General features: G+C 37.7%; 11 protein-coding genes. 10 read left to right on the top strand and 1 reads right to left on the bottom strand.

Annotation, left to right across the window (positions count from 1 at the left end):
* Positions 1 to 6: 6 nt before the first annotated feature.
* The 7 genes from AC0L3Q_RS05930 (at position 7) to AC0L3Q_RS05900 (ending at position 11706) form a co-directional block, all read left to right on the top strand.
* A complete protein-coding gene (locus AC0L3Q_RS05930; RefSeq protein ID WP_473285735.1) occupies positions 7 to 5517 on the top strand; it encodes a beta strand repeat-containing protein in 5511 nt (1836 codons plus the stop codon).
* 316 nt (positions 5518 to 5833) lie between these two features.
* Positions 5834 to 6982, top strand: coding sequence for a gliding motility-associated C-terminal domain-containing protein (locus AC0L3Q_RS05925; RefSeq protein WP_473285734.1), 1149 nt, complete (start codon positions 5834 to 5836; stop codon positions 6980 to 6982).
* A gap of 378 nt (positions 6983 to 7360) precedes the next feature.
* Positions 7361 to 8830, top strand: coding sequence for an immunoglobulin domain-containing protein (locus tag AC0L3Q_RS05920; RefSeq protein WP_473285733.1), 1470 nt, complete (start codon positions 7361 to 7363; stop codon positions 8828 to 8830).
* Positions 8831 to 8947: 117 nt separating this feature from the next.
* Complete coding sequence (locus AC0L3Q_RS05915) at positions 8948 to 9499, top strand: ClpP family protease (protein ID WP_473286902.1); 552 nt, start codon at positions 8948 to 8950, stop codon at positions 9497 to 9499.
* A gap of 30 nt (positions 9500 to 9529) precedes the next feature.
* Positions 9530 to 10255 carry a M15 family metallopeptidase gene (locus AC0L3Q_RS05910; RefSeq protein ID WP_473285732.1) on the top strand — a complete coding sequence of 242 codons (726 nt, stop codon included), beginning with the start codon at positions 9530 to 9532 and terminating at the stop codon, positions 10253 to 10255.
* Between the two features lie 56 nt (positions 10256 to 10311).
* Positions 10312 to 10779 (top strand): CAP domain-containing protein, encoded by a 468-nt coding sequence (locus AC0L3Q_RS05905; protein ID WP_473285731.1) that lies wholly within the window; start codon positions 10312 to 10314, stop codon positions 10777 to 10779.
* A 159-nt stretch (positions 10780 to 10938) separates the two neighbouring features.
* Entirely contained in the window at positions 10939 to 11706 is a 768-nt protein-coding gene (locus AC0L3Q_RS05900; protein WP_473285730.1) for a M48 family metalloprotease, read from the top strand.
* Between the two features lie 75 nt (positions 11707 to 11781).
* Here AC0L3Q_RS05900 and AC0L3Q_RS05895 read toward each other — a convergent pair whose 3' ends face one another.
* Complete coding sequence (locus tag AC0L3Q_RS05895; protein ID WP_473285729.1) at positions 11782 to 12162, bottom strand: ankyrin repeat domain-containing protein; 381 nt, start codon at positions 12160 to 12162, stop codon at positions 11782 to 11784.
* 474 nt (positions 12163 to 12636) lie between these two features.
* Here AC0L3Q_RS05895 and gpmI point away from each other — a divergent pair, with 474 nt between their 5' ends.
* From gpmI to map, 3 genes are all read left to right on the top strand, one after another.
* A complete protein-coding gene (gpmI, locus tag AC0L3Q_RS05890) occupies positions 12637 to 14154 on the top strand; it encodes a 2,3-bisphosphoglycerate-independent phosphoglycerate mutase (protein ID WP_473285728.1) in 1518 nt (505 codons plus the stop codon).
* Positions 14155 to 14257: 103 nt separating this feature from the next.
* Positions 14258 to 14824, top strand: a complete 567-nt coding sequence (locus AC0L3Q_RS05885) for a thioredoxin family protein (RefSeq protein WP_473285727.1) — start codon at positions 14258 to 14260, stop codon at positions 14822 to 14824.
* Between the two features lie 74 nt (positions 14825 to 14898).
* A complete protein-coding gene (gene map, locus AC0L3Q_RS05880) occupies positions 14899 to 15717 on the top strand; it encodes a type I methionyl aminopeptidase (RefSeq protein WP_473285726.1) in 819 nt (272 codons plus the stop codon).
* Positions 15718 to 15734 lie beyond the last annotated feature (17 nt).

Genomic DNA, 15734 nt, shown 5'->3' with positions numbered 1-15734 from the left:
TAACATATGAGATTGATACAGAAAATAACATATCTACTTACACTTTTCTCTATTGCTGTATTGTCAATACATTCTTTATTTGGGCAGGATACCTATGCTGATAATTTTAATGGAGGAGGTAATTATGCAAATAGTTCTGGTAATCAAACATGGACCCCTGGATGGGTTGAAAATTTTGATGGAGGTTCTCCAAATGGAGGTAGAATAGAAATAAATGGAAATCAATTAGAGTTCAATAATCTTGATGGCCGAAGTATTAGTAGGTTACTTGATTTAAGTGCAGCGACAGCCGTTACTCTTACGCTGGACTTTGATGCAACAAGTAGAGGTAATGAATCCTTGTTAGTCCAATTGAGAAATTCTGCTGGTGCATGGGTAACTATAGCCACCATTAATACTACTAATACCGGTACTATTACGCATACATTAACTGCAGATCAAATTTCCGCTAATTCCGGAATACAATTTGTTGGTGGGGATAATGCTTGGAATGGTGCAGAAACAATCTTAATAGACAACGTTCTATTTACAACCGACAGTAGCACCTTTGTTATTACTGACGGGGTAACTGTAAATACTTGTACCGGAACTTTTGTTGATTCAGGGGGCTCTGGTGGAAACTATTCTAATAACGAAGATATTACATATACCATATGTCCAGACGTCGCGGGATCGAATGTAAATATTACGTTTACTCAATTTAACGTAGAGGACGATTTTGACTTTCTAAGAATCTATGATGGAACTTCTACTGCTAGTCCGCTCATAGGTATTTTTGACAATGGTAATTCTCCTAATGGTACTACAATATCCTCTACCACAGGATGTCTTACATTTAGATTTACTGCGGATTTTATTTTTAATTTTTCCGGTTGGGAAGCCACTATTGCTTGTACTGCTTCTGCAGCAGATTTATCTATTGGTGATGCTGTAGTAAATGAAAATGCAGGGACCATAGATTTTACGGTTACGCATTCGGGAGCTAATACTACAGGCCCCTTTACTGTAGAGTATACTACTGCTGATAATACAGCAACTGCACCTGGAGATTATACGGCAACCGGTGCTCCAACTCCCACCATTACATTTTCTGGTACCACCGGAGAAACACAGACCATTTCTATACCTATTATTGATGATAATTTCACAGAAAATACAGAAACTTTTTTCGTGGATATTGCCAATCCAAGTGATGGGACAGTCACGATAAGTGATTCACAAGGAGAAGGAACTATTAATGATGATGACACCGCATCGATTGCTATTGGAAACGTTACCGTGAATGAAGGTGATGGAACTGCCACCTTGGATGTTGTTTTATCTGGTGCTAATGTCGCGGGAGGATTTACTATAGAATACTCAACAGCAGATGGTTCTGCTACTGCCACTGCAGATTATACGGCTACGGGTGCCCCTACTCCAACAATTTCATTTACGGGTACGGGTAGTCTCCCAGAAACACAACAAATAACAATCCCTATAATAGATGATTCTGATGTAGAGGGAAATCATAACTTTTTTGTAAACCTTGGCACAGTAAGCAATGCCCTTGTTACCATAAGTGACAATCAGGGAGAAGTAACGATACAAGATAACGATGCTGGTATTAGTATCGCCGATCTTACCAACATTGGTGAAGCTTCTGGTACAGCAAATTTTGTAATTACACATACCGGAGCAGATGTTCCTGGAGGCTTTACTGTTAATTTTGCCACAGCAGATAATACAGCAATTGCACCTGGTGATTATACAGCCACTGCCTCCCCTCCTGCTATTTCCTTTTCCGGAACAAGTGGAGAAACACAGGCTATATCGGTAACCATTATTAACGATGGAGATACAGAGGGTAACGAAAGCTTTTTTGTAAATCTTACTGGGGTTAGCAGCCCACAAGTCACAATTACGGATTCGCAAGCAGAAGGGACTATTGTGGATGATGAAATTCCGTTCGTTATTACGGATGGAGTAACCGATAATACCTGTAGTGGTTTTTTTGTAGACACAGGAAGTTTTAACGGAAATTACAGCAATAATGAATCAATAACCTATACGCTATGTCCAGATACTCCTGGAAGTGTTATTGTTTTAGATTTTGAAGAATTTAATGTAGAAGACTTTTTTGATGGTTTAGCTATTTTCGAAGGAACTACAACAACTACACAAATCGGTGTTTTTGATAATGAAAATGTTCCAAGGCAAATCGTTTCTACAGACCCTAGCGGTTGTCTTACTTTTGTATTTACTTCGGATGTCACTGTTGTAGACGATGGTTGGGTAGCTCGTATTTCTTGTGCCTCTGTCTTCTTAAATGTAAGTAATGTAACCGTAAGTGAAGATGCGGGAACTGCAACTTTTACAGTAACTTTAAACGGAAATGTACCAGGAGGTTTCACGGTAGATTACCTTACTGAAGATGGTACTGCATTTGCCGACTCTGACTATACTACAACTTCAGGAACATTAAGTTTTACTGGAGTAAATAACGAACAAAGAACAGTTACGGTACCTATTATTGATAACACTTTCGCAGAAAATGATGAGATATTTTACCTTACTTTAAATAATGTATCTAACTCCACTGTTGGACTTATAGAAGGTATTGGTACAATTACTGATGATGCTGGAGATACTCCAGTAGATGATGACGTACCGCTTACTTTATTTGATGAATTTAATGGTTATTTTGATTATGCCCTTACTGGAGGTTCGCTAAGGTTAGCTTCGGATTCTGTTGACCCTTGTGGAATTGCCGCTTCCTCATCGAATACGTTAACCACTGCTATACCACCAGGATCAACTATAGAGCAAGCATATCTTATCTGGGGTCATACCAGTCCTAGTGCAGATGATGTTGTCGTCTTCGAAGGACAAAATGTAACCGCTAGTGTTATCAATTCGGCCAATGGGGGTACTACTTATGGAATGGTGGGAGATGTAACTTCCATTATTCAAGGTATTGCAGACCCTTCTACCAATGTTTATGATTTTAGCGGGTTATCGGTAGATAATCGTACGCTATGTGACAATACTATTATTATTGGAGGTTGGTCATTAATGATATTTTATACAAACCCTGCTTTCCCAGCTGTGGGAATAAACATGTATAACGGTTTTGATGCCTCTTCAAACAATACGACAACATATACTCTTGATGGTTTTTATGCTATTGGTGCCGCTGGATCTAAAACATCAGTTTTATCCTGGGAAGGAGATGGAGATATCACCGGGAATGAAGAAATATCCTTAACTGTTGGTGTAAATAACACTACATTGAATGGTGATGGAGATAATACAGGAGCAAACCAAAATGTATTTAACTCTACTATATTTGACGATACCGTTATACCCAATGTGAATACCAATACAGATTTTGCCATAGACTTAGATACCTATGACATCTCTGCACTGATCGGACCTGGAGAAACATCGGCTACGACAGAGGTTACTACTGGAAATGATTTTATCATTCTGAATACTGTTTTACTCAAGGTACCAAGTAACCTTATTACCGGATTCGTTTTTGAAGATGTTAATTACCCTGGTGGCGTTGGAAGAAATCTTGCAACTTCTTCTGGTGTAGGTATCGAAAATGCGCGAGTAGAATTATACAGAGAAACCAGCCCTGGCACATTTACCTTTGAAGAAGCAACAACCTCAGATAATACTGGAGAATATACTTTTGGAGGTATTCCTGATGGAACATATCGCGTTCGTGTAGTGAACAATACCGTGAGTTCCACAAGAGGTGGAGGAGCGGCTTGTACAACTTGTTTGCCAATACAAACCTTCAGAAGGGATTATGCATCAGGAGGTACATTTACCGATCAGCCTAATGAAGTGGGAGGTGTAGACCCTACCGCTACAGATGCTGCTTCAAATACACTTACCGGAGCTCAAACCGTTTCTAGTGTTACCATAAATGGAGAAGGAGTTGTTGATCTTGACTTTGGGTTCAATTTTAACACCATTGTAAATACTAACGCAGATGGTCAAGGGTCTTTAGAACAATTTATAGTGAATGCTAATAATTTGGATGAAACTGGGTTAAATATTGAAGCTAATGGTATTTTTAATCCAGCTGCTGGTGTGGATACCTCTATATTTATGATTCCGACCAATACAGATCCGCTCGGAAGAACGGCAGATCCGAATTACGATGTAGCCAATGGTTTTTTTGACATCAATACAACAAGCAATCAACTTACAGAAATAACCTCTGACAATACGAGCATTGATGGTAGAACCCAAACTGCCTATTCCGGCGATACTAATACCGGTACCATAGGCGCAGGAGGAAGTACTGTTGGTGTATCCGCTACTACCCTACCAAACTATAACCTACCTGAAATTCAGGTACGAAGTGATTTTGGAGATGTATTACAAATGGCAGCTTCGAATACGATTATAAGAAATATAGCAGTATATGGAGGAAACCGAAGAGCTGTAAGACAAAATTCTGGAACCAATAATCTTATTTCGTCAAGTCTATTGGGGGTGAATGCTTTAGGAGCTGTTGGAACAGTAGGAGTAGCATCTTATGTTGACGATGGTGTGCAGGTAACTGGTGGTGAGGTAGTAATAGATGGTAATTACATCGCCTCGAATACTGATTTTGGTGTTATTGTAAATGGAGGAACATCTACCACAATTCAAAATAATCATTTTACGGGTAACGGTGCTCGAAATTGTGAATACAATGTCAATCTAACTGGAGGAGCAGGAATCGTTATTCAAAACAATTTAATAGAAAATGCTGAAGCTACAGGTATCAATGATGCCGTAGGAAGTATCACCATTTCCGAAAATACAATTACTACTTCTGGTGCAAATACTGGAGGAGGATGTACAGAATTGAGTGGAATTAATCTTTCACAAAGCAATTCTTCGGTTACCAATAACATCGTAAACAGCAATGCTGGAGCCGGAATCGTATTAAGTGGAGGAAACACTTCAGGAAATCGTATATCTCAAAATTCTATTTTTGCAAATGGTACTTCGGCACCAGCATTAGGTATTGATATAAATAACGATGGTGTTACCCTTAATGACAATGGTGATACAGATAACGGACCAAATACCTCCATCAATTTTCCAATAATAGAATCTGCTGCCATAAGCGGAACTACATTACGCATAAGAGGTTGGGTTGGTGCAGGTGCAACCGTAGAGTTTTTCTTAACCGATATCAATCAAGGTACAGCTACTGCAGGAGATAACCAACTTGGGTTATCAGTAGATTATGGTGAAGGTCAAGTATTTGTCACCTCGGCTACAGAAGGTTCAGGAATAGATAGCGATGCCACAACATCAGGTTATACGGATGCAGATGGAAACACAGATAGTACAAATAGATTTGACTTTTTAATTACACTGGCATCTCCTATTGCCCCAGGAAGCCTCATATCGGCAACCGCCACAATATCAAATTCTACTTCAGAATTTGGAGGTTCTGCCGTTATTGGTTCGGCCAGAGTAATTACCAACAGGACAATAACCTACAGAGTCAGACAAAATTAAAACATCAAAAAATTACCCAGTATAAGTAAAGTAAACAGAATTATTAATCATCGTCAAAATTTTATAAATCGTCAAAATCATGAAACTACACCTTTTTTCTTTTTCACGAAATTTTATTCATAGCGGGTCGACTAAGTCCTAGATAATCATACAGTTTGTATGAAAAAACCCATTTATCACTGATAAACGGCAAAAAAAACGCCGTTCATCGAAAATAATGTGCGTTTTACCGTAAAAAATTAGTCGGATTTAAATATAAAGTTTATTTTAGCCATATAATTAGTACGGTTAAACCGTAAACACATCTTAAAGCCCCATGAATAAAATAATCGTCATAGCAATTTGTTTAATAGCACCTATTACCCTATCAGCCCAACAAGCCTTTCATAACTTTGGAGATATACAAATCCACGATCAAGGTCAAGTTGGTTTTCATATCGATGTAATTAACGATGGTGCTTTTGATAATAACTTAGGTCTAGCTGGTTTTTACAATGCAGATCAAAGTTTAACTGTTTCTGGAGATAACAGACCTGTATTCCACGATATGGAAATCGATGTAGCTAACGATCTTAATCTTGAGATCGCAGTTGGTGTTACTAACTTCCAAGAGTTTATAGCAGGTAGAGTAGTTACACCAAGAGACCGAAGAGGAGTTTCATTGGATTATATTAACGACGCTCCTTATTTGGGAGCCAACGATGATCGTTATGTAGATGGATATGCTACTATCAATGGACTTTTAGACTTCACATTTCCGGTCGGAGACGATTTCAGGTTACGACCAATGCGAATCGAAAACGCTGCAGCCGTAAACACTGCCAGAGGAGCATATTTCTTCGAAGATCCAAACAATCCTAACTTTTTCCCTACACCATTTGACACGAATAGTTTTGGTGATCTACTATTTGGGATTAGTAATTTTGAATTTTGGGATCTTGATGGTGATGTATCAACCAGAGTAACACTTACCTGGGATGATAATAGTAATATTCCTACGCTAGTAGATGATTTGGATGACCTAAGAGTAGTAGGATGGGATCCTAACCTAAACCAATGGATCAACCTTGGTAATGTAGCAACTATAGGAGATTTGGATAATGGAGAAATCACTTCGGAAGCTTTTGTTCCTAACGACTATACGGTAATTACCTTCGGAACCTCTAGTCTTATCTTGGATGGAGATTTAGAAATTTTTACTGCTGTATCGCCTAATGGTGACGGTCTTAACGATACCTTTATCATACAAGGGATTGCACAATTCCCAGAGAATGAATTATCGATTTTTAACCGTTGGGGAGTGATGGTATACAACAAAAAAGGATACGATAACTCCTGGGGTGGAATTTCGGAAGGAAGAGCTACGATCGCCAAAGGAGAAGAATTACCTGTAGGTACATATTACTATGTATTAAAAATTGAAGGTCAAAAGGACAGAGCTGGACACTTATATATAAATCGATAAAATTAGATACTTTTTACAATTCAGTAAAAGTAAACACATTGTCAAATTTACCCCAATAAGGTATCTGATGAATTTTCAGATACCTTTTTATATATCTCCCTGGTATTACTTTCTGATCCAAGAAAATATAAGTGATATGATTTTATCATTACAAAGAGAGATACAAACCCACTAGTCTACAACTGCAAAATATTTGCTGGTTAGGAAATAAAGGAGTATCTTAAGGATTAAATCGTCTTTTTATCGGTATTACAAAATGAATTAGTTTTCCACTACACACAAAATCAACATAAACTATATTTTTGACACTAATGATTTAGTCTGAAAAATAAAGCATTACTCTAAAAACATACTCTTAACCAAAACATTATTATTTACATGCTTAGATATATCATAACCATTATATCTTGTTTTATTTTTTCTGTATCCTTTGCACAAACTATTAACGATTATAGAACAACTGGTTCTGGAAACTGGACTAATGTAGGAATCTGGGAGGTTTTTAATGGTACCAACTGGGTAGCCGCAACCAATTATCCAGGGCAAGTAGCAGGAGCCAATGATGTTTCAATTATTGGAGATGTGACCGTTACACTCAACTCCAATATTCCTAATAGTTTTAATTCTTTAACCATTGGAGACGGTAACGGGACTGGTGATTTTTTGGACATTGCCGGAACCTCTAGCTTAAACACGCAACGCATTGATATGCTGAGCGATGGCTTCATCAGATGGACTGCTAATGTTACATTTTCTCTTCCTGCCGGAGCCGCTGTGGTTGTTGAAAGCGGAGGAGGACTTCTGGCCAATGGTCCATGTAACGGTTCCAAAAGATTAGTAATTGGTACCGTTCGCTATGCTGTATGTAATGGACAAGCTGGAGCAGATTTTTCTTTTGAAGATGTAAACAATGGCGGAGGAAGCTTAAGCGTAACTCCAGATTCTAATAGCCCTATTTGTGTTGGAGAAACCCTAACTCTTTTTGCTAATCTTTCAGGTGCTGGAAGTTCTGGAGCAACCATAAACTGGTCTGGCACAGGATCAGGAGGATACAGTTTTAATTCTACTCAAGAAAACCCTACAGAAACTGGTTTAGCTGCAGGTAACTACACTTATACCGTCACCGCTACTTCCTCTGATGGTTCAATTTCAAATACCAACTCAACAAATGTAATAGTTAACGATTCACCTTCTGCTCCTATCAGTAATGGGGATCAAACTGCATGTATTGGAGGCGCAATACCTGCCCTCACAGTTACGGTAAATGCAGGGGAAACAGCAGATTGGTATGATGTTGCTACGGGAGGAACGGCTATACAAACTGGTAGTACAAGTTTTACTCCTACTACTGCAGGTAGTTATTTTGTTGAAGCCAGAAACAGCACTGCCGGCTGCATAAGTACCACGAGAACAGAAATTACATTAACGCTACGTGGCTGCAGGGTAATAACCAATAGAAGAATAACCTATAGAGTGAGTGGTGCAAGTTCTGGAGGTTCTGGAACCCCTACAGGTACTCCAACTACAGATATGATTGTTAACTTTTTTGCCGATGGCCAATTCGGTTCAGGTAATCCCTACCAACTGCAAGTGCAAAACAATACTGCGACTCCATTCAGTTATGAAATATTTGTAGAAAATGTACCCTATGGAAGCATTCCTGGTTTGGCTTTGGGAAATCATACGGTTATTACAACGGATAATGGAGATGGAACTTTCAATTATTTATTTACAAGTACTGTACAACTTGGTGCTTTTCAAACAACATCAATAAACGGTTCTGGAGGTGCTCCCTCTCCCCCTGGTTCGGGTACTGCATGTGGATGTATCTCTTTTTATAGGTTATAAGTCCCTATATCTTAACTACGTTGTCTCCAAATTTTGTAAAATACAGGATTTACTAGTGTTTTTTTCCAAAAATTGACATACATTTAGCTGTCATAGAATTTAAAACTTAAAACCATTATAATGAAAGAGAAATCGGGAAAAACGCAAGACCTTTTAGACAAAAAATTTTTAGAGGAACGTACAGTATTTCTTTGGGGACAGGTAGACGACAAATCCGCAAAACATGTTATTGATCGCCTAATGTATTTGGATATGATGGGAGATCAGGAAATAAAGTTATATATCAATAGCCCAGGAGGGTATGTAACTTCTGGTTTTGCTATGTATGATACCATTAAAAGTTTAAAAAGCCCTGTTTCTACTATCTGTACGGGATTAGCCGCTTCAATGGGATCAATTCTTCTTAGTGTTGGTGAAAAAGGGAGAAGATTTATCCAACCTCATGCCAAAGTGATGATTCACCAACCTAGTGGAGGTGCCAGAGGGCAGGCTTCAAATATTGAAATTCAAGCGGCCGAAATTCTTAAAACCAAAGAATTAAGCGCCCAGATCCTAGCAGATAACTGTGGACAGGATATGGAAAAAGTACTTAAAGATTTTAATCGCGATTACTGGATGGATGCTCAGGAATCTCTAGAGTATGGTATCGTTGATGGTATCATCGAATAAGTTCCCTATCACTCTTTTCGAACAACTGTTATGTTTAGACGTGATTTCATAAAGGCAAACGCCATTGCGGCTTTAGGATTATCCTTTTCTGGGTTTACTGTGTTTCAGAACACCTTTTCGAAAGATGACCTTATGGGAAAAGGTAATCCTACTTTTTTTGGTGATGGTTATCGTCTTCAAAAGGAAACATATGAAGCTTTTTTAAAGATGAAAGCAGCAGCTCAAAAAAGTGGATTCGAAATCAAAGTAGTATCCAGTTATCGAAACTATGCACATCAAAATCGCATTTGGGAACGTAAATACAAAAAGTTCACTACAGGAGGCCTATCCCCCACCCAAGCGATCCAAAAAATTGTTGAATATTCTACTATTCCTGGTACTTCAAGACACCATTGGGGAACAGATTTGGATATTGTAGATGGCAATGCACCACAACCAAAAGGATTGTTACTAGCTAAGAATTTTGAAGGAGACGGTCCTTTCTGTAAATTCAAGGAATGGATGGATAAACATGCCAATAGTTTCGGCTTTTATCTGGTCTATACAGACAGGGTTGACCGAAAGGGTTTTAAATACGAACCCTGGCACTATTCTTACGCTTCCCAATCAATACCTATGCTGAAAGCCTATAGGAAATTGGATATCGCTTCAGAGCTTAAAAAAGCTAAATTATTAGGTAGTGAGTTCATTACCGAAACCTTTATTGAACAATATATTAATGAAAACATATTGGATATAAATCCACAATTATTGTAATTTTTTATACTAAATTGCTCCAATTTTAGTTAATTAATAAAAAAGACCCCATACCTATGAGAACCTACTTTACGAAGTATTGTTGCATTTTTGTAATGCTAATCACTGCCTTTTCATGTTCTGACGATGATAATGCAGCCGCCTCACCTAACGACTTGTCGGTAACCGATGAAATTTTAAAATTGATCAATGAACATCGCGCCAGTGAAGGACTATCACCTCTGGAAGTAAATGCTACTGCAGAGCGATTGGCTATAGAGCATACCGAATATATGATCGCTGAAGCCGATATTAGTCATGATAATTTTCAGGCAAGAAGTAATGAACTAAATCAAAGCGAAAATGCCTCAAGTGCTGCAGAAAATGTAGCGAGCTTCTATCCTAATGCTGCCAGTGTTGTTGAAGGATGGTTAAACAGTACAGGACATCGCAATAATATTGAAGGTAATTATACACATACCGGGATTGCGGCACTGCAAGACGAAAATGGAAATTACTATTATACACAACTTTTTTATCGCTAAACTAGGCAAACTCAACTATGCTAGTTAGCACTAAATACATTCTATAACAGAATGATAAACCTCTAGTAGTTGCTTACTAAAAAGTGTTTTTACATTTTATTAGTAAGCAACTTTTATTTTATATTTAGTACATTTAGATTTTAATCAAAACCTTATTACATGAGACGTGGCGGCCTAAAAATCAGAATCCTTATAGGTGTAGCTATTGTTGCGTTTGCCTTTATCAAAAAATGTAGTAATCGCACCCATAATCCATATACCGATAGAGTACAAAATATCAATATGACCAGTGATCAAGAAATCGCCATAGGATTACAAAGTGCTCCTGCCATGGCAGAACAACATGGCGGCTTATATCAAGACCAAAAGTTGCAAAGCTATATCGACATGGTAGGTAACAAATTGGTAAACTCTAGCATGGCCAAAGAAACGCCGTATCGTTATGAGTTTCATTTGTTGGCGGATCCAAATACGATTAATGCTTTCGCTTTGCCGGGAGGTCAAATTTTTATTACCTATGCCCTACTATCAAAGCTTGAAAACGAAGATCAGGTAGCCGGAGTATTAGGTCATGAAATAGGACATGTTCTGGGACGTCATTCTGCAGAAAGAATAGCAGAACATGATTTTTGGAAAACCATATCTACAGGAGCATCTGTGGGAGCCGATATGGGAGGGCTCGTAAATGGTATTGGTCAAAATGTATTACTGGGAAATGGTAGAGATGATGAACTAGAAAGTGATAAACTAGGTGTTTTGTTTATGATTAATTCTGGATATGATCCTAATGAGATGATTGATGTAATGAAAATTTTGAAAGCTGCGGCAGGTCCAAATAGAGTTCCAGAATTTCAAAGTACCCATCCAGATCCTGAAAATCGAATTGAAAAAATCAAAGAAGCAATTAGAGAGTATCAAGGAAGATAAAATCAATTCAACCGCATAAAAAAACAGGTTTGTATGAGTCATACAAACCTGTTTTTGCCTTATATACTAATTAAATTAAGATACTTCTTTAAGAAGCGCTACAGCTTCCTTGGCGTTAGACAATTCTGCAAATTTCATTGCAGTATATCCTTTTTTATCTCTGGTTTTTACATTTGCTCCCTGATCAATAAGTAATTTCATGATCTCAACACGATTGTATCGTGCCGCATACATCAAAGGAGTCATTCCTAGAGACTTTTGATTTACATCGCTACCTAGCTCTATCATTTTCTTTACTGTGTCCACATCTCCTTTTACAATTGCCATGCAAAATGGGCTCGTTTTTACAGTTGTAAGTTCATAAGATTGATTGTCAATAGACGTAGTGGTGTCTGTTGCAAATGCGGCAGAAGAGATTAGCATCGCCGCAAAAGCGAATAAAAATGTTTTTTTCATGATGAATGAATTTAAAGTTAAATTATTGATTATACTTAATAAGACCTCTGATCTATTCATTTTGTTACATTTTAATATTTTAAATAACAGAAATTTAACCTTTGTACAACAAAATATTAAGATTCTGAAACTAAACCAACTCACTGATTTACATATGCTTATCAAAACATCTCCTCTCCTCCTAGTTTCCAAAATATTTTATTCAAAAAAAATTATTACCACAAATGAATTACAATATTCATACAAAACACTATCAAATTTTAAGGATAACTCACTTTTAACCTTCAGCAAACAAATTCGTTAATAGTATCACAAAAAAAGGGTTCTCCTTACCTAAGACATCAACAAAATTCATGTATCAATAAACTTATGTTTTTGTGTAGCTGAGTATGAAATTGTAATTTTGTCTCTTGTCTTATTTTAGCATAAAAATAACCGGGAAAACAACCAACTAAAACCTAAATTCAGAATTCCATGAATAAAAAAGTTATCTTAATGATCCTAGATGGATGGGGAACATCACCAGATCCAAAAGTTTCTGCTATTGATCACGCCAATACTCCTTTTATCGACAGCCTATATACCAAATACCCAAGTGCTTCTTTACGAACCGATGGTTTACATGTAGGATTACCTGAGGGTCAGATGGGAAATAGCGAAGTAGGACATATGAATTTGGGGGCTGGTAGAATTGTATATCAAGATCTTGCCAAAATCAATATGGCTGTTGATAAAAACACCCTTAAGGACGAGCAAGTTTTGATTAATGCCTTTACTTATGCCAAAGAAAACAACAAAAACATTCATCTTCTCGGTCTAGTGAGTGATGGAGGTGTTCATTCTCATATCAATCATATCAAAGGTCTTTTGAATGCCGCGCATGAGTACGAATTAGAAAATGTGTTTTTGCATGCCTTTACTGATGGACGAGACGTAGATCCGAAATCAGGAAAAGGGCATCTTCAAAATATACAGGAACACATGTCCAAAACTACCGGGAAAATTGCTTCTGTTGTAGGAAGATATTATGCAATGGATCGCGACAAACGATGGGAAAGAGTAAAATTGGCTTACGATTTACTTGTACACGGACATGGGACACCAACCACTAATGTTTTGGATAGTATCCAGGCCAGTTATGATCAAGACGTTACCGACGAATTTATCAAACCCATTTTAATACAAGAAAATGGTGAAGCTATAACTACTATTCAAGAGAATGATGTTGTAATCTTCTTTAACTTCAGAACAGATAGAGGTCGGGAACTCACGGAGATGCTATCGCAAAAAGATATGCACGAATACAATACGCATAAGTTACCGCTTCATTACGTAACCATGACGAATTATGATGATACTTTTGAAGGAATTCAAGTAATTTATGATAAAGAAAATATCACCAATACCTTAGGACAGGTATTAGCCGAGGCAGGAAAGAAACAAATTCGAATCGCTGAAACCGAAAAATACCCTCATGTTACCTTTTTCTTTTCGGGAGGACAAGAAACCCCTTTTGAAGGCGAATCCAGAATTCTTAGAAACTCACCAAAGGTGGCTACTTATGATTTAAAACCTGAAATGAGTGCTTATGAATTGAGAGATGCTTTGGTTCCTGAATTACAAAAAGGAGAGGTGGATTTTGTATGTCTCAATTTTGCAAACGGAGATATGGTGGGGCATACCGGAGTGATGGAAGCTGCTATCAAAGCTTGTGAAGCTGTTGATGAATGCACCAAGGATGTTGTTTCTACTGGATTAGAAAATGGATACACCACATTACTTATCGCCGATCACGGAAATTGTGAAACTATGATCAATCCCGATGGTTCTCCGCATACTGCTCATACGACCAACCCAGTACCTTTTATTTTGATTGATGCAGATGGGATCAAAGTAAAAGATGGAGTTTTGGGAGATATTGCTCCTACTATCCTGGATCTAATGGGTGTTGATCAACCAGAAGCTATGACGCAACATTCATTGTTGGTGTAAGCTTATAGGTATCGTTTTTTTGATTTTGCTAAACTAGCATTAAGATATACTATTGAGCTAAGGGTTTATGGTATCTTCGCGTACTGAATTATTATTATTTACAATGAAAATTATACGCTTATTATTAAGTATTATCGTTCTTAATTCGTGCATTAGTGCATCTATAGCTGTAAACACCTCTGGTCGTTCAGAAAACCAATCACAAGCATCTGATAGTTCTGAAACGAAACCAGATATGCTGGTAGGGAAACATCAACGAGCAGCTCTTGAGCAACAACCCTTTGCATCCTGGTTTACTACAAATTATGAAGAGTATACAGTGGATACCGAAACCACTGCCAAAATTTCTCCGTATCTTAAAGATATCTCTGTAAAAGCTTTTATGGGGACTTGGTGTAGTGACAGCAAAAGAGAAACACCAGCCTTTTACAAAATCCTGGATGAAGCAAAATTTGATTACAATAATTTTGAGTTAATTACAGTATCTCGTTCAAAAGAAACTACAGAAGGATTTGAAAAAGGATTAAACATACAAAGAGTCCCTACTTTCATTTTTTACAAAGAAGGCAAAGAAGTTGGACGTTATGTGGAGTTTGCCAGAGAAAGTTTGGAAAAAGATATGCTGGTTATTTTATCAGGTCAAGGATATAAACACTCGTACGAGGATTAAAAATAGCGTCAATTTTAATTGATCCCAATATTCTTCGTAAATTTGCCTGCTTTTAATATGGAATTTTACGACCTATGATCATTACCAAAACAAGAGAAGAAATAGAACTAATGCGTGAGAGCGCTTTGATCGTTTCCAAAACGTTGGGCATGTTAGCCTCTGAGGTGAAACCAGGTGTTACTACATTACATTTGGACAAATTAGCTGAAGAATTTATCAGAGATCATGGTGCCATACCAGGGTTTCTAGGGCTTTATGACTTTCCGAATACCTTATGCATGAGTCCTAACGCACAAGTTGTTCATGGTATCCCTAATGATACACCTCTTAAAGAAGGAGATATCATTTCTATAGATTGTGGAGCTATCAAAAATGATTTTTACGGTGATCATGCATATACCTTTCCTGTTGGTGAAGTTTCTGAAGATGTAGCCCGTTTGCTACGCATCACCAAAGAATCTTTGTATGTTGGTATTGCCGAATTCAAAGTAGGAAATCGTGTGGGTGATGTTGGATATGCCATCCAAAAATTCACAGAAGATGCAGGATACGGTGTAGTAAGAGAATTGGTAGGGCACGGTATTGGTCGTAAAATGCATGAAGATCCAGAAATGCCTAACTACGGCAGACGTGGAAGAGGAAAAAAGTTTGTCGAGGGAATGGTAGTCGCTATGGAACCGATGACCAATATGGGAACACATCGCATCAAGCAATTGCGTGACGGATGGACCATCCTTACGGCAGATGGTAAGCCTAGCGCACATTTTGAGCATGATGTGGCTATTATAGACGGTAAACCAGAGATTCTTTCTACCTTCAAATACATTTATCAAGCTTTAGGTATTGAATCTGATGAAGAAGATGCATTCCGACAAGAATTATTAGCGGTATAGGTATTTGTGATCCAGTC

The organism is Aquimarina sp. KJ22-3 (assembly GCF_055808215.1).
The sequence above is the reverse complement of the archived record's forward strand: the minus strand, read 5'-3'. Positions and strand labels throughout refer to the sequence as shown.